The sequence below is a fragment of the Ochrobactrum quorumnocens genome (assembly GCF_002278035.1).
GTDB lineage: Bacteria > Pseudomonadota > Alphaproteobacteria > Rhizobiales > Rhizobiaceae > Brucella > Brucella quorumnocens.
Genome location: NZ_CP022603.1, coordinates 593,965 through 615,786, shown reverse-complemented (window position 1 = coordinate 615,786; position 21,822 = coordinate 593,965). Strand labels below are relative to the sequence as shown.

Below are 21,822 nucleotides of genomic sequence, written 5' to 3'. Positions count from 1 at the left end.
ATTGAGGGGAACAATGGATCCGGCCTTAACGACTGGCGTGCCGCCTGCGGAAGCATTCACCCATGTCCGCATCATCATCGGCATCATTCTTGGTCTTTGCGTATCACGCCTTCTGACGGGCTTTGCGCGGTTTATCCAGCATCCGGGGAAGCAGAAAATCTATCCGGTTCATCTGGCGTGGGTGGCCTTCATTCTGCTTTCGGTCATCCATTTCTGGTGGTTCGAGTTCAGTCTGAGAACCATTCATCTTTGGACATTCGAGAAATATTTCTTCGTGATCTTCTATGCGGGGCTTTATTTCCTGCTGTGCACGCTGCTCTTCCCGGACAGTATGGAGGAATATACAGGCTATCGGGATTATTTTATTTCTCGGCGCAAATGGTTCTTCGGCATTCTCGCAATGGTTTATGTCGCCGACGTCGTCGACACCCTTCTTAAGGGAATGGAACATTATCAGCTTTACGGGATCGAGTATCCTATTCGCGTGGGTGCGCTGATTGCGGGAAGTCTTATCGCGATGTTCACCGATAATCGGCGCTATCATGCGATATTCGTGACCGTCGCACTCCTATATGAAATAGCCTTCACACTCAGGCATTTTGCGACTTTATCCTGAAACTTCAGCTTTCGAGATTGTCATATCCATTCATGACGCTTATTGGCATGTCTGCTGGATAAAGGCGATGTATCCCAAGGCATCGCCTGTTTAAAATGGAGCATTCGATATGGCCCAATTGATCGACGGCAAGAAGCTCGCCGAGGATGTTGTTTCCACGGTGAAGCGTGAGACCGAAAAGCTCGTTAGTGCGACCGGGGTTGTGCCCGGCATTGCAGTGGTGATTGTCGGCGAAGATCCGGCAAGCCAGGTGTATGTTGCCTCGAAGGGCAAAAAGGCCAAGGAATGTGGCTTTGTATCCGTTCAGCACGACTTGGCTGAAGATGCAACTGAAGCCGAACTTCTCGATCTGATCGACAGCCTCAACAACGATCCGGCCATCCACGGTATTCTGGTACAGCTTCCGCTGCCAAAGCATATCGATTCAGGTCGTGTGATCCAGACTATTTCGCCGGAAAAGGACGTCGATGGCTTCCATTTCATCAATGTAGGCAAGCTTGGCACAGGTGAGCTGGATACGGCATTTGTTCCATGCACTCCGGCTGGCGCAATGATCATGATCGAGCGTGTTCATGGCCGCGATTTGTCGGGCCTGAATGCCGTGGTGATTGGTCGTTCCAACATCGTCGGCAAGCCTATGTTCAATCTGCTTCTTGCAGCAAATGCGACCGTGACCGTTGCGCATAGCCGCACCAAGGACCTGCCTGCGATTGCACGCACTGCCGATATTCTGGTTGCCGCTGTCGGTCGCCCGCAAATGGTAAAAGGCGATTGGGTCAAGCCCGGTGCAACCGTAATTGATGTGGGTATCAACCGCATTCCTGCGCCTGAAAAGGGTGAAGGAAAAACACGTCTGGTTGGCGATGTTGATTTTGCAGATGCGGAAAAAGTGGCCAGTGCCATCACGCCGGTTCCCGGCGGCGTCGGTCCGATGACCATTGCCATGCTTATGGCAAATACGCTGACAGCTGCCTGCCGCAGTGTTGACTTCGAAAAGCCAGTATTTTGACGCAATTTAAAGGTGTTTTTCACGCCTTTTCTTAAATGATTGTCCAGTTTGAAAGGCGAAGCGGCTTAAAAACCGCTTTGCCTTATTTCATTGGCGTCGTCTTTCAGAAGACGGAAGCACCTTCATCGGCACGGCCAGCAATCTGACGGAAGGCGCGAAAAAGTTCACGCCCCATTCCGTGCTCATTGCCCGAAAGGTCGGGGCGCGGTTCGCTGCGCTCAGCAAGAAGAGCATCATTGATAAGCACTTCCAGCGTTCCATTCATCGCATCAAGCCGCACAATATCCCCATTGCGGATTTTACCGATTGCACCGCCGTCGAGTGCTTCAGGGGTCACGTGGATTGCGGAAGGCACTTTGCCGGATGCGCCGGAAAGACGCCCATCAGTAACGAGCGCTACCCGCTGGCCACGATCCTGCAAAATGCCAAGCACAGTCATCAACTTGTGCAGTTCTGGCATTCCATTGGCTTTCGGTCCCTGATAGCGGACAACTGCGATGAAATCACCAGTGAGATCGCCCGCCTTGAATGCGGCCTGCAATTCCGACTGATCATTGAAGACTTTTGCAGGTGCTTCAATAACATGGCGTTCAGGCTTCACGGCTGAAACCTTGATGATCGCGTTGCCGATATTGCCAGTCAAAACCTTGATGCCGCCTGAAGGTTGGAACGGCGAATGGACCTTCGCCAGAACCTTGTCGTCTCCGCTTTTTTCAGGCACCGGCTCGCGCACGACATTGCCATCGACACCGAGCTTGGGTTCGATTGCGTATGGTCGCAACCCTTCGCCCCAGACTGTGCGGACATCTTCATGCAGAATGCCGCCGTCAAGCAGTTCACGGATCAGGAAGCCCATGCCGCCTGCAGCATGGAAATGGTTCACATCGGCAAGTCCATTTGGATAGACGCGTGCCAAAAGTGGAACGACATCCGAAATTTCTGAAATATCCTGCCATGTGAGCTTAATGCCTGCCGCAGCCGCCATGGCGATCAGGTGAATCGTATGATTGGTCGAGCCGCCTGTGGCGTTCAACCCAATGATACCGTTCACAAAAGAGCGCTCATCGAGCATCTCACCGACAGGTGTATATTCGTTGCCGCATGCGGTAATCGCCAGGGCGCGTTTGGCCGCTTCGCGGGTGAGGGCGTCACGCAAAGGTGTGCCCGGATTGATGAAGGATGAACCGGGCAAATGCAGCCCCATGATTTCCATCAGCATCTGGTTGGAGTTTGCCGTGCCATAGAATGTGCAGGTGCCCGGACCGTGGTAGGATTTCGATTCAGAGATCAGCAATTCCGTACGCCCAACCTTGCCTTCGGCATAAAGCTGACGGGTCTTGGCTTTCTCATCGTTCGGCAAGCCGCTCGTCATGGGACCAGCCGGAATGAACACCGCAGGCAGATGCCCGAACGTCAGGGCGCCGATGATTAGTCCCGGCACTATCTTGTCGCAGACGCCGAGGTAGACGGCAGCATCGAACATATCGTGCGAGAGGCCAACGGCTGCGGCCATGGCGATCACTTCGCGTGAGAACAGCGAAAGTTCCATGCCAGCGAAACCTTGTGTGACGCCGTCGCACATTGCTGGCACACCACCTGCGACCTGTGCCACACCGCCAGCTTCACGGGCAGCCTTGCGGATCAGCTCAGGGTAGGTCTCAAACGGCTGATGCGCCGAGAGCATGTCATTATAAGCGGTGATAATGCCCAAATTGGGCACCACATCGGCGGTGAGTGCCGCCTTGTCATTCGGGCCGCAGGCTGCAAAACCATGAGCGAGATTGGCACATCCAAGCACAGCGCGATGCGGTTTCTTGGACGCAGCCTCGTGGACGCGTCCAAGATATGCCTCGCGGCTTGGTTTCGAGCGCTCAACGATGCGCTCGGTAATTTCCTTGATGCGGATATGTGCGGTCTGCGTCGTCATGGGTATCACCTGCTAAAATAGTGCGAGGTTTGCCTGTAGTTTATTCCAATAGAGCGCTGTGCGCCTTCTTGGGCGCACAAAGGTCACTCTAACACTCTATATTTACAGCATAATTTTACCTTAAACTGATTCAGGTTTAAGGAATTATGCTGTAGCCCGAACGCAAACTGCTGCGTTCTTAATTGGAACTGCTCTAACTGGTCCAGTAAAGCTGGATCGGTTTGCGGGCATGGCGGAAGACCGCACGCACTGGCATTTCAGTCTCGTCATCGCCAGCCAATGCTTGCTCAAGTGTCGCCTGCTTGGCCGCACCTTCGATGTGCAGAACCAGCATATCAGCTTCAGCGAGCAATGGCAGCGTAAGGGTCAGGCGCTTCTCGCCAGCACCTTCGGCATGGATTGGCAGAACAACGGCCTTTGTTGTCGGATCAATCGCCTGATCGAGCCTGTCGGCATTAGGGAAGAACGATGCCGTGTGGCCATCATTGCCCATGCCGAGCACAACGACGTCAAAAGGACGGCGCAGTGCATCGATACGATTGGCGGCAGCAAGAGCTGCAGTTTCAGCTGTTGCGGCCGGATTATAAAGACCGACGAACTTCGCAACACCTGCATGATCGCGCAATAGATGATCGCGCACCAGCTTTTCGTTTGAACGTTCGTTTGTTGGGGGTACGAAACGCTCATCGACAAGCGTGATTGTGACGAGCGTCCAGTCGATCATCTTGCGCGATAGGATGTCAAACAGCTTGAGCGGCGTCGTGCCGCCGGAAACAGCGAGTGTCGCTTGCCCCCGCTCAGCGATAGCGGCAGCCAGCTTGTTCGCAATCGCTTCAGAAAGCGACTGTGCCAGTTCCGTTCCGCTGGTGAAATCGTGCCGTTCGATGCTCATGCCATACCTTTCAAAGTCAGGACAGTCCAGAGCGAGCACCCCTTGTCGGGTATTCGCGCTCGCTCTTTCTTTTTTGGCACAAAGACTGATCCGGAATTTTCTGTCAACGTTTCTTCCGGGTCTGGGGGTCTCGTGCGTAGAACGGTTCCAGTTAAGATTGAATCGTTGGAACCGCTCTAACTATTGGCTTTGACGCATTATCCAGCGCTAGAGACTTTCGTGCCAGGTCCGTCCGTCGCGCTCGATAAGAGCGATGGAAGACGATGGGCCCCATGTACCTGACGTGTAACCGTGAACCTGCTGGTTGTTCAATTCCCATCCCTGAAGGATCGGATCAACCCAGCGCCATGCAGCTTCCACTTCATCGCGGCGCATGAACAGTGTCTGATTGCCTCGGACAACGTCCATGATCAGGCGTTCATAAGCATCCGGGTTGCGTTCGCTGAACGATTCCGCAAAGCTCATGTCCAATGGAACGTGACGCAGGCGCATTCCGCCCGGACCTGGATCCTTAATCATCAGCCACTGCTTCACGCCTTCATCAGGCTGCAAACGAATGACGAGCTGGTTGGCCACAACCTTACCAGCATTTTCACCGAAGATCGAATGCGGGATCGGCTTAAAAGTGACGACGATTTCCGACACGCGGGTGGCAAGACGCTTGCCGGTGCGCAGGTAGAAAGGAACACCTGCCCAACGCCAGTTGTCGATTTCTGCCTTGAGCGCCACGAAGGTTTCCGTGTTGCTGGTGTCGCTGCCGAGATCTTCCAGATAACCCTTGACCGGGCCGCCTGCCGACGCGCCTGCGCGATACTGACCACGAACGGTAACATCTTCAACATTGGCGGTCGTGATTGGCTTCAGCGAGCGAAGCACCTTGACCTTTTCGTCATGCACTGCATCGGCTTCGAGTGACGAAGGCGGTTCCATAGCGACGAGGCAAAGCAACTGGAGAATATGGTTCTGCACCATATCGCGCAGCGCGCCAGCGGTATTGTAATAACCGGCACGACCTTCAAGGCCGACAGCTTCAGCAACTGTGATCTGCACGTGGTCGATATGCGCTGAATTCCAGAGCGGCTCATAGAGTGCATTGGCAAAGCGCAGAGCCATAAGGTTCTGAACGGTTTCCTTGCCGAGATAATGATCGATACGGAAAATCTGATCTTCGCGGAAAACGCTGCCGATCGTGTCGTTAAGCGCATTGGCGGATTCAAGATCGCGACCAATTGGCTTTTCAACGATAATGCGCGTGTCACGAGTGATCAGGCCGTGCGTCTTGAGGCGGCTGGCAATGTCACCGAACAGAGTCGGGCTTACGGCAAGATAGAAAGCGCGGATCTTCTCTGGCTTTTTGCCAATGGCTTCCTTGAGAGCGGCCCAACCATCTTCAGACTTCGCATCGACTGCAACATAGGTAAGACGCGCAATAAATGCTTCGACTTCCTTGGCGTCGATTTCCGAAGCCTTCACGTGCTCGTTGATCGCATCCCGTGCAAACTTGCGATATTCCTCATCTGTCATAGCGCTACGCGAAGCGCCGATGATGCGTGTCGGCTCACTGAGCTGACCTGCACGCTGACGCTGATACAGCGCAGGAATCAGTTTGCGTTCGGCAAGATCGCCGGAACCGCCGAAAACGATGCAATCGAAGGGCTCTACCGGTATTATCTGGCTGGTCATATATTGCTCTCTTCCACTTCTAACGCAAATCAGTCTGCTACAGCATCGGCCCAAAAATCGGAATCGATTTTTGGAAAGTACGATGCGTAGATTTAATAGTTCAGAGCGTCCTTTATGCGCCCAAGAGGGCGCACGGCGCACTAATAGCAGAATGCGATTTTCGTACAGCCTCTGTCTATAATCTAATCGATTTAAATTCAACCATCCAATGTAACATTCTCGCGAATGTTGCCAATTACAGCTGTCTTTGCATCTCGGTTAACCGCATATGCATAGATGACATGTTCAACATAGAGCCATATTCAGGCATGAACACAGCAGTGCTGAACAAAGTTTTTACTGATTTGACGGGCGGATCATATCCTACATCCGCAAAAGGAGAATGACATGAAGAGGCTGCAGGACAAGGTTGCGATTATCACAGGTGCTGGATCTGGTTTCGGTTCTGCCATAGCGCGCCGCTTTGCAGCTGAGGGCGCCAAGGTTGTGCTGGCCGATGTGAATGTGAAACGCCTGGAAGACGAACTTGCCGATATCGGCAAAGATGCGTTGTCCGTGCAGGCTGATGTGTCACGCAAGGATGATATGGAACGGCTGGCACGTGCGGCTTTTGATAAGTTCGGTCGCATCGATATCATGGTCAACAATGCGGGTTTCACGCATCGCAATATGCCTTTGACGGAAGTGGATGAGCACGCGTTTGATCTCATCAATGCGGTCAACATGAAGGCGATCTACCATTCGACGCTGCTGGTCGTGCCAATCATGGAGCATCAGGGCAGCGGCGTGATCATCAACACTGCATCTGCAATGGCCAATCGTCCGCGCAAAGGTCTTACGTGGTTTGCGGCGTCCAAAGGCTGGGTTGTAAGCGCGACCAAGGCGATGGCGCTGGAACTCGCCGAAAAAAATATTCGCGTCAACTGTATTTGCCCCGCTGAAAGCGACGGCGAAGCTTTAGGGATGTTTCTCGCAGAAGACACCCCCGCGGCACGCGAGAGCCTGAAAGGCACGATCCCGTTTGGCCGTTTCTCCAAACCTGGAGACATTGCGGAAGCAGCGCTTTTCCTGGCGTCGGATGCATCATCGATGATTACGGGAACAGCACTCAGCGTTGATGGCGGTTATTCGATTTAGAGCGCATAGCTAAAGCGTGAAACGGTTTTCGGACAAATATGCGTGTTAAAACAAACTGTTAGAGCGCCGATCTGATCCAACCAGATCGGCGCTCTAACTGCCTGCTTCACACAGGAAATCGTTGAATATAGCCTCCAGCTTTTCATGGCGCTCCGTAGCCATGCGGCTTGCCGTTTCTGTTTTGAATCCGGAAGCAAGCTTGAACAATTTGGCTCGGAAGTGATCAAGCGCATAACGTTTGTCATCAAGTGGGCGGCTTTTCGCCTTCGGGTCTTGCCAATCATAAAGCGCGCTGCCCATACGGCCTGCGATGTAAAAGCAGCGTGCTGCTCCAATGACACCGATAGCATCGAGCCGGTCCGCATCTTGTAAGATCTTAGCCTCAACAGTGCGTGGCTCGATATTGGCTGAGAAGCTATGTGCCTCAATTGCATGCGCTGTTGCTGCGATCCGTTCTTCACTCCAACTAAGTTCACGCAGCAGGCTGGTTGCTTTTTCGGCAGCTAAGCGCGAGGCAAGGTGACGCTCAGGTGAATTTTTCTCTACGCTCACGCAATCATGCATAAGGGCGGCTGCGCATAATATTTCTGCGTCTCCGCCCTCTGTCTGCTGAATGAGGGCCGCATTTTTCCATACGCGAGTAAGGTGAGACAGATCATGTGATCCATCCTCATGGCTGTCGAGTGCGTGTGGCAAAAGCTTGGCTGCAAGAACATCATGGGGCGCAAAAAGATGTGTCGTCATGGCTTGTCTCAAAGAATCGCGGAATGAGGGTAACTATCGCCCTCATGCATCAATTCTGTGAAGCTTTTCTCAGAACACCCCAGTTATAAATTGCTCCTGCCCCCATGAGCGCGCATGTGCAGAGGAATACTGCGGGCATTCCAAAGCGACCGCCGATAAACCCGCCAGCAACGGGACCTGCGACCTGACCCACATACTGCGCCGAAACTGAAAGCCCGAGCACACTGCCTGCGACCCGGTCGGGAACATTGTGTCGGATGACGCTGCTGATACAGGGCAGAAGACCACCCAATGCCAAGCCCATCAGAAAGCGCAGGCCAATCAGCTGCCAGGCTTGCGTGACGAAGGCTTGCGGGATCAGCAGGAGGGCTGCGATCGTCAGTGCACCGATGATGACGCGTGTGTGGCCGATACGGTCTGCCAGACGGCCAAGCCTGGAGGCAGACAGGATGCTGCCGAGTGCCGCGACAGCCATTACCACGCCGGAAATCAGCGTCACTTTGGTCTGGTCGTCCATCAATTGCATGACATAGACTGTGATGATCGGTTCGATCGACATATTTGCGAACATCAACAGCATGCCTGTCGCGAGCATGGCGATGATCGGTTTGCGATCTGGAATGGCGGACCAGACAGATTCTTGTTTCTGTTCCTTGCTGCGCTTGGGTGGTTTCCGTTCCTCACGGATCAGAAATGTAGTGGCCAGGAAGGTGAGAAAAATCACGCTGCCCGCCAACCAGAAAGTCGCACGAATACCGATCAATGGCGGTAGCGCACCGCCGAGCAAAGGGCCAGCCAGATTGCCGCCCATAATGCCCGCAGAAAGGGCGCCCAGCGCCCAACCAGTTTTGTCTTTTGGCGTTTGCGTGGCGACAAGGATCATCGAACCCGACGAGTAGCCGCCCGCAATGCCGACGAACAACCGCAGGGCCACAAGTTGCCAGATATCTGTAACCATTCCCATCAAAGACATGGCAATCGCCATGCCGAGGCTTGCGCGGATCAGCATCAGTTTTCGGCCATAACGGTCGCCAAGTCTGCCCCAGAATGGGGCGACAATTGCTGCAGCCAGAAACGTCGCACCATAGGCGATGCCCGACCATTGCACGATTGCGGCATGATCAACGACGCCCAGTTGCTCCACATAAAGCGGAAGAAACGGCAGAAGCAGCGACATGGCTACGAGTGTCGTGAAGGAACCGACGAGGCAGATAACAAGGTTCTGCTTCCAATAGCGTTCCTGGTTCTCGTCATTTGCAATCGCGGCTGGCGATTGTGTTGTGGCCTTGCTGCCGTATTCGGCCGGCTGGGTACGCATGCTCTGTTCCGTTGAAATTAGATATGATTGCTTTGTATTCCATTTTGGGATACCAAATTGGAATACACACATGCGCCTGTCGCAGTGGCTTGTCAATCAGCCGTTCGCCAGAATTATCGAGGGTCCAATGTCACAGATGCGGCAAGTCGAAGAACAGCTTCGCGATTTGATCCTCGGGCTTGAGCTGGGGCCGGGCGAACGGCTGACCGAACGCTGGATCGAAGCGCAGTTCAATGCATCGCGCACGCCTATCCGTGCTGCACTCTTACGTCTTGAAGCCGAAGGGCTCGTCGGAAGGGAAGGGCGCGGCTGGACTGTTTCACCGATCAATCTTGCGGAGATTGAGCAGATCGGCGTCTATCGCGAGGCGCTCGAAATTGCGGCTCTGAAAGTTACTTGCGCATTGGAAGATCGCAGTGGTGTTGAGGCAATTGCTGAAATGCTCAATAGTTGCGATGCCGCGAGCGCACGCGAGAAATGGCATCGTGTGGGCATGGATTTCCATATCGAACTTGCGCGACTTTCAGGCAATGAATTTCTAAACCGTGGTGTTCGCGATGCCATGCAACGGCTTTCACGGGCACGCTGGCTAGAAGTGCGAGATGCGGACGCGCTAGCTTGCGCATGGCAGCAGCATCGTGCAATTCTTGATGCGGTGCGAGAAGGAAACGCGTCTCAAGCCATGGCTTTGATGACATTGCATCTTGGCGGAAGCCGGTCGCGCCTGATCGGTAATCTGCGCGAAGACCGGCGGGGCCTGAAAGCGCGTGGCTTTGCGGTGGTTAGTGGCTAAAAGCATTTCCAGCAAAAGTGCGAAGCGGTTTTGCGTAGGATAATGCGTAAAAACAGGTAACTTTCACCATTCAGGCAGTTTGTGTCCGGCACGGTCAAAGCGGGGTGGTCGTCCCTCTTTGATGCCTACATCGCGCAGCAGATATTCCGGCGAATTTTCGCTGATGACGTAATGGCTCGGCTTCCGCTTGAACAAACCTGCAATCCACGCACGCAGGCCGGACGACGCTATTTTTTCAGGGCAAACAACGGCAATCGCTGATGAGTTGATCTCAACATCACGCATGGTCAATCTCGATTTTTCTGAGCTTAGAGCCTAGTGGGAGGCTGGGCTGTCGGTTAAACTGTGCCTATAGTTATGACGGAAAAACGCGTTGTTTTCCAATTGAACGTCGATTATGATGCATAAGGAGAACTTATGTATTATGACGTCGCCCCTGCCGCCGCTCTCAGCTATTCGCGTTTTTGAATCCGCTTCCCGCCATGCAAGCTTTACGCGTGCTGCGGAAGAGCTTGGAATGACTCAGGCTGCCGTCAGCTATCAGATAAAATTGCTGGAAGAGCGTGTCGGCGCGCCGCTGTTTCTGCGCAAGCCGCGCCAGGTGGAACTGACCGAATTGGGCGTGCGTCTTGCTCCTGCCATCAATGAAGCCTTCGAAGCCATGCGGACGGCATTCGCATCGGCGCGTGAAGACACGCAGGGCGTTCTGACGATCAGCGCTGTCGTCACCTTCGCGTCAAACTGGCTTGTGCAGCGGTTGGGGTCGTTTCAGATGAAGCATCCTTCGCTCGCGGTGCGGTTGGATACGTCCAATGATATGGTCGACTTCTCGACGTCGAATATCGATATGGCTATTCGCAGCGGAAGAGGTGATTGGCCGGGTATGATCTCGCATGAACTCATTAAGGCGCAATTCTCGCCGATGCTCAGCCCGAAGCTTATGGAGTCGGTGGGAGGAATTAACGAACCTGCCGATCTGTTGCGTCTGCGCGCGGTAGATCCAACGGATCCATGGTGGAAAATCTGGTACGAGGCTGCCGGAATTGAAAACCCGGAAATAAAGGGCAATGCATTCAGCCGTTATGGCGCTCAGCACCTCGAAGGGCGTGCAGCCGCTGCCGGGCAGGGCGTGGGCATCCTAACACCTGCATTCCATACTGCTGAATTGGCATCAGGGCAATTGATTCAACCCTTTGACCTTCTCTGCGATGACGGAAGGGCCTATTGGCTGGTTTACCCAAAGGCGCGAAAGAATATGCCTAAAGTCCGCGCCTTCCGTGAATGGATTTTGGGCGAGTTAAGTTAAAGCTTGAAGACGAATGCCAAGGTCTTCATTCTCTGAATCGGCGAATACTTCTAATCCGTGGCTGCGAAGAAGTGTGGCAGTGACACCGGCTGCGAAATGTTTTTGGCCGATGAATTTGCCGTCATAGATCGAGCGACTGCCACAGGATGGGCTGCCATCAATCAATAGAGCAAAACGGCAATCGTTTGCTCGTGCCACGGCAAGCGCTGCTTGAGCGCCAGCGACGAATTGTGCGGTGACATCGCCCCCATTTTCTTCAATAACACGACCGTGGCTTGAAAGTACTGCCTCGCCATCGTCTCCTGCTGCAATTTCTGCGGGGAGGCGAGGCACGCCGAAACCTGCCATTACTTCTGGGCAAACCGTCACTAACCGTCCTTCAGCACGCCACTGATCGACAAGCGGATGTGCGAGCGGTTTTGCCGATCCGTTGTAACGGACCGGATGCCCGGCGAGGCAGGCACTGATCAGTATTTTGCCGCTCATGGCTTGAACCTTTAGTTACGGATGTGGATTTGGAAAACCATGCCGCTCAGAAAGCACTGCGAGAATTGCATCCTTGTCAGAAACAAAAGCATTGCCCCCATATTCACCCGTCTGATGGACCGAGCGATTACCTTTCGTCAATATGAACAAAGGTAACGACTGGTTTTCTTCCCCCACAAGCGCGATGACTTCTTGCCGCGGACGTGGCCAGGCTATGTGCCTGATGTCGAGATTTTTTCCGAGTTCAGGAAATGAAGCCAGAACACCTTCCATCAGGGCGCAATGCTCGCAATAGAATTTTTGACCGGGATAGGCCGGGTCATCAAAACCCGGCTGCAAAAGGTAAAGCGTATCGCGATTCATGATTTCAACTTCCATTATTGGTTCTGAACACGACACCAGAGTCATGATTGAGGGACTCGGCTCAATTCTTCATTCACATTAGCAGCCAGTTCGAAAAAACGCTGACGAATTTGCGGCGCAAAATCATTTGCACGTTCGATGGCATGGAAAACCTCCGGCGCATCGTGGCGCACCATGCCCACCGCCTGCATGATCAGGTCAAAGCTTCTGGTCGTCATGCGTGTGGGCAGAGGCTCCATCTGCACCAGCACTTTTGCGATCAGATGCGTCAGCCCCTGAACCATGGCCGCATCGCGATCATGATCTTCTGGAGTGGTCATGATGACATCAAGCGCCAGATGCTTGCGTAAGAATGCACCAATGCGAGGCCCTTGTTTGCCGCGAACCGGACAAATGGCAATCTTCAATCCGGCAATACCATTGCTGGCGCTTTGCGGGCCAAAAAGTGGATGCGTGGCGACAATATCCACATTATCCGGCAGACCTCTGAGCATCACGTTGGCTGGGCCGACTTTCACTGATCCCACATCCATCACGAGCGCGCCGGGCCGCAAATGTGGCGCAATTGCTTCAACGACGGGCTCAAGATTTGAGACGGGCGTTGCCAGAATAACGACGTCGCAGCGGGCTGCATCTTCTATGCAGGTCAATGTTACGGAGAGAGCACCAGCAACGTTAGCCAGCCCTGCGGCAGGGTCATAAGCATACAGCCGGAAATATGGGCTGAGGTAGCGGGCAATAAGCTGCCCGAATGCACCAAGGCCGATAATACCGATTGTTTTATGCTGATGATTTTTGTCGCGAGACATGGACTGACCTCTGAATGGCAGCATCGCCAGAGGCACTGTCTTCATACGAAACCGCTGGCAATGCAGCGGTTGAACTATGACAAAGCAAACCCGCCGCTATATGAGCGGGGCGTAATAAGAACGGGTGTTGATGAGCGCTTTAATCATGATGCTTTGCTATTCCTGCGAGGCCGCATTGTCAACAGCTTCAATGCGGCCTTGCGGTTAATTGAGCAATCAAAGATTGGTCACGCCGCCATCAACCCGGATCTCTGATCCCACGACGAAAGTGGATTCGTCAGACGCCAAAAAAACCGCAGCTTTCGCGAGTTCGACAGGCTTACCCATCCGTCCGATTGGCACGAGTTTGCGTATATCTGAGCGTAAGATTTCTTCCTGCGCAGGCGCGAGCCCAAGTTTGCCGAATGCTGGTGTTTCTGTGGGGCCGGGGCTGAGGCCGTTCACACGGATTCCGCGATCTACTAATTCGCCGGAAAGGGTGCGTGCCAATGACAGAAGCCCGGCTTTGCTCGCACCATAGGCGCTGCTTTGCGGAAGACCGATATGCGCGCTGGCTGATCCGCACAGAATGACTGATGACGGATTGGCCAGAAGTGGTAGCAGTGCTTTGATCAGAAAGAACGGACCTTTCAGATTGGTCGCCATCAGCCGGTCGTAGGCGTCTTCATTAAAGTCCTGAAGCGGGCTGTGAGTGACGTCGCCCGCATTTATGTAAAGGACATCAAGTTGCGGCCACTGTTCCCGGAGTTTCTGTGCAAGCTGCTCCTGTGCTACAATATCGCCGGAATCGCTTTGGATTTTCAGGACATTTTCAGGCAGTACGCGGGAAGCAGTCTCCAAACCTTCTGCCTTTCGTCCGGTGATGGCTACCGTTGCACCTTCAAGGGTAAATTGTCTAGCAGTTTCAAGCCCGATACCGCTCGTTCCGCCCGTGATGAGCGCGTATTTTCCTTCGAGACGACCCATAATTCACCTTTCTTCATTCGAAGCATTTTCGCTTCTGGGAGAAAGGACATTGTGTCCATTAGTATCTAATGTATAGTAGGCACCAATTTGGTACTAAAGGAATAATTTTCCAATATCGCGAGGCGGGCTGATGGGCGACTTATCAGTAGACGTATCTACCAACAGCCGGTGTCCCATGGTGGATTTCGTCAACCTGATCGCTGGAAAATGGGCGATACCGATCCTTTATCGGTTGATCGTTACGGATGGCCCCATTCGCTTTGGAGAGCTTCAACGTGCCGTTGCACCGATTACTCAGAAGGAACTTACGCGGCAGCTCCGACTGTTTGAAACGCGCGGGTTGATTACCCGTGTCGTTTATCCAGAAATGCCACCGCGTGTGGAATATGAGGTTACCGCTCTGGGCAAGACCCTGCGTAATACGCTTGATTCACTTGCCTGCTGGATGCAGGCAAATGGATCAAAGCTAAAGGTCTGAGAATGGTGGTTTAAAGCATTTCCAGTAAAAGTGGGAACTGGTTTTACGTTCGGAAATGCGTAAAAACAAACAGTTACAGCGGTTCCAACGATTCAGCTTTAACTGGAACTGCTGTAAGCAGTCTGGTTAGCAGCACGCATATAGCGAACTGTGGCAAACCAGAGCACGACACCGATACCGAGTAGTACCGCTGCAATCGCATATTGCTCCGTATCGCGGCCGGTCCATGGCCCCGCGAGGAAGGTGCAGCTGATTGCGCCCAACACCGGCAGGACAGTTGGTGTGCGGAAGTGCCTATGATCGACATGATCGCTGCGCAGGACCAAGACCGCAACATTGACCACCGCAAAGACGCACAGCAATAGCAGCGCTGTTGTGCCGCCGAGTGCCGGGACGCCGCCTGCGAAAAGAATGAGGCCAACAGCCAGCAGCGATGTGAAGATGATCGCGATATGGGGAGTACGGCGTCCTTTGTGTACTTTGCCCAGGGCCTCAGGGACAACGCCTTCGCGTGCCATACCGTAGATAAGGCGGCTTGCCATCATCATGTTGATGAGCGCCGAATTGGCGACGGCGAACATGGTAATCACTGCAAATATACTGATAGGAAAGCCCGGTGCGCCTGCCTGAATTACCTTCAAAAGCGGTGTGTCCCCTTCGCCAAGTTCAGCAGCAGAGACCAGCGTAATGGCCGAAATGGAAACCAGCACATAGACGACGCCGGTGATAGCGAGACCGGTGAGCAGCACTTTCGGGAAAAGACGCGAGGGTTCTTTGCATTCCTCAGCCATGTTGACCGAGTCTTCAAAGCCAACCATGGCAAAGAAAGCAAGAGTGGTAGCGGCGATGACGGGCCAGAAATAGCCGCTGCCTTCGGGTGTTTCGAAAGTCCATGCACGAGAGACATCACCTTGACCGCCAGCGATTGCCCAGAGGCCAATGCCAATAATGATCAATAGGCCGGTGACTTCAACAACTGTGAGAACGACATTCATTTTCACGCTTTCGCCGACACCGCGAAAATTTACAGCGGCAATGAGTGCGATAAAGCCCACAGCAATGAGCGGTGTGCCCCAATCACCGAAACCTAAGCCCAGCGATGCTTCGAAGTTTGCTGCAAAGGCGCGTGAGGCGGTGGATGCAGACGTTATGCCCGAAGACATGACGGCGAAAGCGACAAGAAATGTGATGAAGTGAATGCCGAATGCCTTGTGCGTGTAGAGCGCTGCACCGGCTGCACGCGGGTACTTGGTGACGAGTTCCAGATAGCTGCAAGCGGTTAGCAGGGCAACCACGAACGCAATAAGAAAGGGTAGCCAAACGACACCGCCAACTTCGGCAGCAACTTCGCCGGTGAGGGCATAAATACCTGTCCCCAAAACGTCACCGATGATGAATAGTAAAAGTAATCCGGGTCCCATCACCCGCTTCAGTTCTGTTTTTTCTTCGCCCGCATTACCGATCGGATTTTCCATCGAGTCCTCCTCATTCCGGGCACAAGCAGCTGCGAAACTGCAGGAAAGCAGCGGGTTGCAGCTGTTTTCGAAACCATTGACAGCAAATCAACTCAGTCATCTTTAATGACGAGAATGCGAAGTGGTTCCGAACGAATGAGGAATTACGGGGCGGGCAAATCAGGTGGTTGCTTAATCTCGATCAACATATTCGGGTTTTCAAAACCCTCAAACCTCACCGAAACAACCACCTTTCGAGGTAAAGCCTACGCCTATTCGTGGAGGCTTTAGCCCGGATTGCTGGAATATTTTAGGCCGGGTCATCAGGTATGATCAGATTCGTGATCTTGGGGCGAAGCAACAGAAGCGGCGATCCGCGCAACACGGATTGAAGCTTTAAATTTTTGATTTGGCGCATCGTGCTTTGCAAAAAATCCAAGCTGATTTTAGCCCGATGCCCAGCACTCGAAGAGCGGAGGGATACATGTCACCTGATAATAACCCACACTCGCCTCGCAATCGTGCGCGCCGACACTTTCTAGGAGCAGCCGCCGGGCTGGCTGCCAAAGCGGCAGCTATTGGCGCTTTGTCTGCTTCTCTATCGTCGCTGCCAGCGCGCGCTATGGGCACGAAATGGTGGGAAAGCGGAGGCGGAGGTTCCGGCTCCAACTGTCTTTTGAAAGGGACGCTCGTTGAGACGACGGAAGGTCCCATTGCTGTGGAAAAGCTCAGCGTCGGTGATCTTGTGAAAACCATCGATGCAGTGATGCCTGTGAAATGGATCGGTTGGCAAAGTCACAGGAAAAGCGGAGCAGAGTGGAACGAAAGCATCATGCCGATCCGTGTCGCGCGCCATGCGTTGGACGGAAAAACCCCTTACCGTGATCTCTATCTGTCGCCGAACCATGCGCTTTACATCGATGGTGTTCTGATCCGTGCAAAGGATCTCGTGAATGGTCGGACCATCACGCGTGTTTTTGCACAAGACGCTGTCGATTATTACAACATCGTACTGGATAGTCATGAGGTGGTTCTGGCTGAAGGGACAGCAGTTGAAACTTTTCTGATGCGCGGCGAAAGCTACAAGAGCTTCACAAACTTTGCGGAGTATGAGGAGCTTTATTCAGAAGAGCCGAACGTTGTCATGCAGCCTTTCGCGCCAATCATGGGCTATGAAGGTGCACGTGAACACATGCATGCTCTGCTTTGCCTTAGTGGTGTGCTTCCATTCCGCGATGTCGTGGAAGAAACCTACCAGCGACTGGCTAGAGCATAATTCCTTAAACTTGGATCAGTTTAAGGGTAAAACTATGCTCTGATTTTAAAGTGTTAAAGCGACCTAATGTGCCTAATTGGGTGCACGCCGCTCTAATAGTGTCTGAGTAACAGTCTTATAGAGTAACAGGGCATGAAAACTCACGGGTGGTATATCAGAGGATATACCACCCTCTTTTTTAAATCCGATCCATCAGCGCGTACCATGACAGAGCCACAAATAGCAGAGGTGCGCGGAAAGTGCGGCCGCCGGGGAAAGCGGGAATACGTAACTCTTCAAAGAGTTTGAGATTCTCGCGCTTGCCGCTGACTGCCTCTGCGTAAAGCCTGCCCATATAATTGGCCAGCATCACCCCATGGCCGGAATAGCCGCCTGCAGAAATGACACCGGGCATTACTTCGCGCACAAATGGCTGGCGTGGCATGGTTATGCCTACCGATCCGCCCCAGGCTTGCGTGATTTCAACCTTGTCCAGGGCGGGGTAAATCTCCGCGATCTGTCGGCGGATATGTTCGCTTATGTCGCGGGGATTGTCGGCTGTATAGGCCTCACGACCGCCAAACAGCAGGCGACCATCCTTGGATTTGCGGAAATAGCGTACAACGAAGCGCGAGTCATCGACCGACTCTCCGCCGGGGATGACTGGACTGTCATCGCCCAAAGGTGCTGTTGCGCCAATGAAAGACCGGATCGGCATGACGTGGGCGGCACTTGTCGGTTCCAGATCGCCGCCATGAGCATTGACCGCGATGAAGGCGTTCTTCGCTGAAATCGTGCCGCGCGGTGTTTCCACTTCGATGCGACCGCTTACCGTGCTGATCTTTGTAGCTTTGGTGTTTTCGTAAAGATGAGCACCAGCTGCTTCGGTAACTTTGGCCAAGCCGATCAACAGTTTCAGCGGATGAATATGGCCTGTGCCCGCATCATAAACGCCGCCATGATAGCGGTTAGAGCCGAGCAACGTTGCCATTTCCTCGCGTTCGACATAGCGAATATGCGGATAGCTGAAGCGTGTCGCCATCAATTCCGCATGTTCCTGATAGTTCTTGAGGTAGCGCGGCTTATGCACGGCAGAGATTTGGCCGGGCATATATTCCATGTCGATATTGTGCTCGCGCGCAAAACCGAGGAGATGCGCCTTGGCCTCCTCCGCTATGTTGAAGAGAGCTTTCGCACGCTCCAAACCATACTGCTTTTCAAGATCTTCCGCCCATGTGCGTTGACCTGTGCCAAACTGTCCGCCATTGCGCCCGGAAGCTCCATCGCCGAAACGAGCAGCCTCGATCAGGACGACGTCAGCGCCTTGTTTCGCCAGATGATGAGCTGCCGACAGCCCAGTATAGCCCCCGCCGATGACGACGACATCGGCCTGCCGAGCACCATCAAGTTCGGCATATTGCGGACGCTCAGAAACACTCGCCTCGTACCATGAAAATCCGGGCGAGATGGGGCTTTGATAAGGCCGTTGATTGAGCATGTGGAACCGGTCAGACGTTGAGCAGCAGGAACTCACGCTCCCACGGGCTGATGACTTCCATGAAGGTTTCAAATTCAGCACGCTTGATCGCTGCATAAGTGGTTACGAACGAGCTGCCGAACAGGTTGCGCAACTCCTGATCGTTTTCAAACAGTTGCACCGCTTCAATCAAACCACGTGGAAGGTCGATCTCCTTAGTGTTCACGCTTGTCGATGCAGGTTGATCCGCTTCGATCTTGTTCACCATGCCGATCAGACCGCAGGCAAGCGAGGCAGCCAGCGCTAGATATGGATTGGCATCGGAAGAAGGAATGCGGTTTTCGACGCGCCTGCCGCCCGGCTCCGACCGCGGAACGCGGAAGGCCGTGGTGCGGTTGTCATACCCCCATTTGACGTTGACCGGAGCCGAAGCATCTGGCGTCAAACGGCGATAGGAATTTACATAGGGTGCAAACATGACGAGCGCGTTAGGCACATGTCGCTGCATACCGCCGATAAAATGGCGGAAGGCTTCGCTTTCAGTGCCATCTTCATTGGAGAAGATGTTTCTTCCAGTTTTCTTGTCGACGATCGACTGGTGGATATGCATGGCCGAACCCGGCTGACCCTGAATAGGCTTGGCCATGAAAGTCGCATACATATCGTGCTTAAGGGCTGCTTCGCGGATCGTACGTTTGAACATGAAGACCTGATCGGCCAGTTCAACCGGGTCGCCATGACGCAGATTGATTTCAAGCTGGCCAGCGCCTTCCTCGTGGATCAGCGTATCGATTTCAAGGCCCTGACCTTCAGAGAAGTGATAGATGTCATCGATCAGTTCATCGAATTCATTGACGCCCGCAATCGAATAGCCCTGACCGCCACCAATCGCGCGGCCTGAACGGCCTACCGGAGGGGTCAGCGGATAGTCGGGGTCTGGGTTTTTGCGCACGAGATAAAATTCGATTTCCGGCGCGACCACGGGCTTGAGGCCACGCTTGTGGTAAGCGGCGACAACCGAGCGCAGCACATTGCGCGGAGTAAATTCGACAGCGCGTCCGTCCTGATAAACGAGGTCACAAATCACCTGCGCCGTGGCATCAGACTCCCAAGGCACGGTGCAAAGGGTTGAAAGGTCCGGCAGAAGCTTCAGATCGCCGTCGTCTTCCGGATATTGGAAGCCATGGCCGTCTTCCGGGTAATCACCGGAAATAGTTGTCATGAACACTGCCGATGGCAGGGCAAGCGATGTGTTGGACGTAAACTTCTTGGACGGCATCATCTTGCCGCGGGCAACGCCAGCCTGATCGGGTGTGATGCATTCGATGTCTTCAATGTCACGCCATGCAAGCCACTCAGTGGCCTGCTTCCAGTTTTTCACGCCGCGAAGCGATTTGACATAAGTAGGCGTACGGCGACGCGGCGTGCGCGTTACCTTCTTTTCCGTCGTATCAGCAGACATCCAACACCAAAAAATGATTTCGTATGTTGGCATGATAGCGGGGACGCTCGACAATGACAAATGGCCTTTGAGCAACAACAACATTAAATATCAGGAGTGATAAATGGGTGAAATCGAGTTCATAAGATGCTTGGCATAAACGTGTGGATTGCCATTTTTGTGCAATGTTGGCGCCATGTTTGAGAAGAGAATTCCCAGATGCATTCTTTTGGAGATTTTGTTGATGCAAAGACCAATCAAAGCGGCTTTGGGAATAGCAGGCGGCACCATGCTTGCGGCATTCGTTTTGCAAGGGCAGGCTTTCGCTGCAGGCGAAAAGCTCACCTGCATGATCATGCTCAACGCAAAGAGCGGTGAGGTGATCGCCAAGGAGGGCGAGATTTGTGACAAGCGCAATAGCCCTGCATCGACCTTCAAAGTACCGCTGGCGCTGATGGGGTTTGAGAGCGGCATATTGCAAGACAGTCATAATCCATCCTGGCCATTTAAGGAAGGATATCCAGCTTGGCGTGAGTCTTGGAAGCAATCGGTTGATCCGACATACTGGGAAGATCAGTCGGTGGTCTGGTTCTCGCAGGAGCTGACGCGGAAGCTCGGGAAAGACAACTTCCAGAAATACACAGATCAGCTCAACTACGGCAATCGCGACCTGAGCGGTGACCCCGGCAAGAGCAATGGCATGTTGCGTTCGTGGATATCGTCGTCATTGACCATATCGCCAACAGAACAGGCCGATTTTCTTTTGAAAATGGTCAATAACAAGCTGCCATTCTCGGAGGCAGCGATGACCAAAACCATGGCTATTCTTCCAACCCATTCACTTTCTAATGGCTGGACCGCCCATGGCAAAACCGGCTCCGCATTTGAAACAGGCCCGAAGGGGAAGCCTGATCGGCGTCGCCAGTTCGGTTGGTATGTCGGGTGGGCTGAGAAAGGCGATGAGAAAGTGGTTTTCGTTCGCCTTAATCGGAATATGCCCGCACATAACAATGGCATGGGGACCGTAACGCGTGATGAACAATGGGCGATACTTGAAAAGACCCTGAAATAATTAAGAACGCGCCATCTTAATATTTTTGATGGCGCGTCAGAGCGCATCCCGAAAAGTGTGAAGACCACTAGCAAACTTATGAATCTATTGGATTTTTCGAATTTGACGTTTGAAACAGCTTGTGTGTCAGTCGGGATTCAAACGTCAAATTCAATCCACTAGAGACCAAAATGCTCTTTGATAGATGGTGCTGCGATGAACAGTTGATCTACCAGATCTGGATCGCGCTCGCGGATATATAAGAACACCTGATTTCCCGCATCGGTGATCTGTTCGCTGGAGAGGCCGCTCGAACGTAAGCTGGCTGCGGCTTTCAGCAGGGCACTCATTTTTTCTCCAGCAAATGTATCCATCAATCCTGAGAATGTTCCCATAAAACCGTCACTCCCTGCTGCGAGTACATCATGGTTTGCAGCCAGTGGCTTTGCGTCAGGCAACAGCACAAACACTTTTTCTCCGATTTCAGGTGTGCTGTGCTGCAATACGGAAAAGACCGATCCTGTCAGTTTTTCTGCCAATGGTTGTTCGATGTTGACCCTATTGGCGACAGTATCGATGAGTGATTGAATAGACATGAAGGCTCCTGATTGCGTCTA

22 protein-coding genes are annotated in these 21,822 nt (G+C 53.2%); 8 read left to right on the top strand and 14 right to left on the bottom strand.

Annotated elements, in window-relative coordinates; genetic code table 11:
• Nucleotides 1–13: 13 nt before the first annotated feature.
• Both CES85_RS02985 and folD read left to right on the top strand, forming a co-directional pair.
• Nucleotides 14–616, top strand: coding sequence for a hypothetical protein (locus tag CES85_RS02985; protein ID WP_095444571.1), 603 nt, complete (start codon nt 14–16; stop codon nt 614–616).
• Nucleotides 617–725: 109 nt separating this feature from the next.
• Nucleotides 726–1,625, top strand: a complete 900-nt coding sequence (folD, locus tag CES85_RS02980; protein WP_095444570.1) for a bifunctional methylenetetrahydrofolate dehydrogenase/methenyltetrahydrofolate cyclohydrolase FolD — start codon at nt 726–728, stop codon at nt 1,623–1,625.
• A gap of 103 nt (nt 1,626–1,728) precedes the next feature.
• On the opposite strand, the gene edd is transcribed toward folD, so the two are convergent.
• The 3 genes from edd to zwf form a co-directional block, all read right to left on the bottom strand.
• Nucleotides 1,729–3,552 carry a phosphogluconate dehydratase gene (edd, locus tag CES85_RS02975; RefSeq protein ID WP_095444569.1) on the bottom strand — a complete coding sequence of 608 codons (1,824 nt, stop codon included), beginning with the start codon at nt 3,550–3,552 and terminating at the stop codon, nt 1,729–1,731.
• A 193-nt stretch (nt 3,553–3,745) separates the two neighbouring features.
• The gene (pgl, locus tag CES85_RS02970) at nt 3,746–4,444 is read right to left on the bottom strand and encodes a 6-phosphogluconolactonase (RefSeq protein ID WP_095444568.1); all 699 of its coding nucleotides are present in this window, start codon (nt 4,442–4,444) and stop codon (nt 3,746–3,748) included.
• 207 nt (nt 4,445–4,651) lie between these two features.
• The gene (gene zwf, locus CES85_RS02965; RefSeq protein ID WP_095444567.1) at nt 4,652–6,127 is read right to left on the bottom strand and encodes a glucose-6-phosphate dehydrogenase; all 1,476 of its coding nucleotides are present in this window, start codon (nt 6,125–6,127) and stop codon (nt 4,652–4,654) included.
• Between the two features lie 387 nt (nt 6,128–6,514).
• Here zwf and CES85_RS02960 point away from each other — a divergent pair, with 387 nt between their 5' ends.
• Nucleotides 6,515–7,264: a glucose 1-dehydrogenase gene (locus CES85_RS02960; RefSeq protein WP_095444566.1), complete on the top strand. Its 750-nt coding sequence runs from the start codon at nt 6,515–6,517 to the stop codon at nt 7,262–7,264.
• Nucleotides 7,265–7,357: 93 nt separating this feature from the next.
• On the opposite strand, the gene CES85_RS02955 is transcribed toward CES85_RS02960, so the two are convergent.
• Together CES85_RS02955 and CES85_RS02950 are read right to left on the bottom strand one after the other, a co-directional pair.
• Nucleotides 7,358–8,008, bottom strand: a complete 651-nt coding sequence (locus tag CES85_RS02955; RefSeq protein WP_095444565.1) for an HD domain-containing protein — start codon at nt 8,006–8,008, stop codon at nt 7,358–7,360.
• A 49-nt stretch (nt 8,009–8,057) separates the two neighbouring features.
• Nucleotides 8,058–9,326: a multidrug efflux MFS transporter gene (locus CES85_RS02950; protein ID WP_095444564.1), complete on the bottom strand. Its 1,269-nt coding sequence runs from the start codon at nt 9,324–9,326 to the stop codon at nt 8,058–8,060.
• Between the two features lie 127 nt (nt 9,327–9,453).
• Between CES85_RS02950 and CES85_RS02945 the strand changes: the two genes are divergently transcribed.
• Entirely contained in the window at nt 9,454–10,119 is a 666-nt protein-coding gene (locus CES85_RS02945) for a GntR family transcriptional regulator (protein WP_095445676.1), read from the top strand.
• Nucleotides 10,120–10,182: 63 nt separating this feature from the next.
• On the opposite strand, the gene CES85_RS02940 is transcribed toward CES85_RS02945, so the two are convergent.
• Entirely contained in the window at nt 10,183–10,404 is a 222-nt protein-coding gene (locus tag CES85_RS02940; RefSeq protein WP_095444563.1) for a hypothetical protein, read from the bottom strand.
• A 139-nt stretch (nt 10,405–10,543) separates the two neighbouring features.
• Here CES85_RS02940 and CES85_RS02935 point away from each other — a divergent pair, with 139 nt between their 5' ends.
• On the top strand, nt 10,544–11,425 hold the full coding sequence (locus CES85_RS02935; protein ID WP_095444562.1) for a LysR substrate-binding domain-containing protein: 882 nt from the start codon (nt 10,544–10,546) through the stop codon (nt 11,423–11,425).
• Here CES85_RS02935 and CES85_RS02930 read toward each other — a convergent pair.
• From CES85_RS02930 to CES85_RS02915, 4 genes are all read right to left on the bottom strand, one after another.
• On the bottom strand, nt 11,417–11,911 hold the full coding sequence (locus CES85_RS02930) for a 2-thiouracil desulfurase family protein (protein WP_095444561.1): 495 nt from the start codon (nt 11,909–11,911) through the stop codon (nt 11,417–11,419). The genes CES85_RS02935 and CES85_RS02930 overlap by 9 nt on opposite strands.
• Before the next feature lie 15 nt (nt 11,912–11,926).
• Nucleotides 11,927–12,274 (bottom strand): DUF3088 domain-containing protein, encoded by a 348-nt coding sequence (locus CES85_RS02925; protein WP_095445675.1) that lies wholly within the window; start codon nt 12,272–12,274, stop codon nt 11,927–11,929.
• A 41-nt stretch (nt 12,275–12,315) separates the two neighbouring features.
• Nucleotides 12,316–13,083: a prephenate dehydrogenase gene (locus CES85_RS02920; protein WP_095445674.1), complete on the bottom strand. Its 768-nt coding sequence runs from the start codon at nt 13,081–13,083 to the stop codon at nt 12,316–12,318.
• A gap of 216 nt (nt 13,084–13,299) precedes the next feature.
• Entirely contained in the window at nt 13,300–14,049 is a 750-nt protein-coding gene (locus CES85_RS02915; RefSeq protein WP_095444560.1) for an SDR family oxidoreductase, read from the bottom strand.
• Between the two features lie 175 nt (nt 14,050–14,224).
• On the opposite strand from CES85_RS02915, the gene CES85_RS02910 reads away from it, so the two are divergent.
• Nucleotides 14,225–14,527 carry a winged helix-turn-helix transcriptional regulator gene (locus CES85_RS02910; RefSeq protein ID WP_235901730.1) on the top strand — a complete coding sequence of 101 codons (303 nt, stop codon included), beginning with the start codon at nt 14,225–14,227 and terminating at the stop codon, nt 14,525–14,527.
• A 98-nt stretch (nt 14,528–14,625) separates the two neighbouring features.
• On the opposite strand, the gene CES85_RS02905 is transcribed toward CES85_RS02910, so the two are convergent.
• Nucleotides 14,626–16,002, bottom strand: coding sequence for an APC family permease (locus tag CES85_RS02905; RefSeq protein ID WP_095444558.1), 1,377 nt, complete (start codon nt 16,000–16,002; stop codon nt 14,626–14,628).
• Nucleotides 16,003–16,465: 463 nt separating this feature from the next.
• Between CES85_RS02905 and CES85_RS02900 the strand changes: the two genes are divergently transcribed.
• A complete protein-coding gene (locus tag CES85_RS02900; protein WP_095444557.1) occupies nt 16,466–17,257 on the top strand; it encodes a Hint domain-containing protein in 792 nt (263 codons plus the stop codon).
• 178 nt (nt 17,258–17,435) lie between these two features.
• Here the strand turns inward: CES85_RS02900 and CES85_RS02895 are convergent, their stop codons facing one another.
• Both CES85_RS02895 and CES85_RS02890 read right to left on the bottom strand, forming a co-directional pair.
• Complete coding sequence (locus tag CES85_RS02895) at nt 17,436–18,734, bottom strand: NAD(P)/FAD-dependent oxidoreductase (RefSeq protein WP_095444556.1); 1,299 nt, start codon at nt 18,732–18,734, stop codon at nt 17,436–17,438.
• Between the two features lie 10 nt (nt 18,735–18,744).
• Nucleotides 18,745–20,175 (bottom strand): glutamine synthetase family protein, encoded by a 1,431-nt coding sequence (locus CES85_RS02890; RefSeq protein WP_095445673.1) that lies wholly within the window; start codon nt 20,173–20,175, stop codon nt 18,745–18,747.
• Between the two features lie 223 nt (nt 20,176–20,398).
• On the opposite strand from CES85_RS02890, the gene blaOXA reads away from it, so the two are divergent.
• Nucleotides 20,399–21,226: an OXA-919 family class D beta-lactamase gene (gene blaOXA / locus CES85_RS02885; protein ID WP_095444555.1), complete on the top strand. Its 828-nt coding sequence runs from the start codon at nt 20,399–20,401 to the stop codon at nt 21,224–21,226.
• 158 nt (nt 21,227–21,384) lie between these two features.
• Here the strand turns inward: blaOXA and CES85_RS02880 are convergent, their stop codons facing one another.
• Nucleotides 21,385–21,801, bottom strand: a complete 417-nt coding sequence (locus tag CES85_RS02880; protein WP_095444554.1) for a hypothetical protein — start codon at nt 21,799–21,801, stop codon at nt 21,385–21,387.
• Nucleotides 21,802–21,822 lie beyond the last annotated feature (21 nt).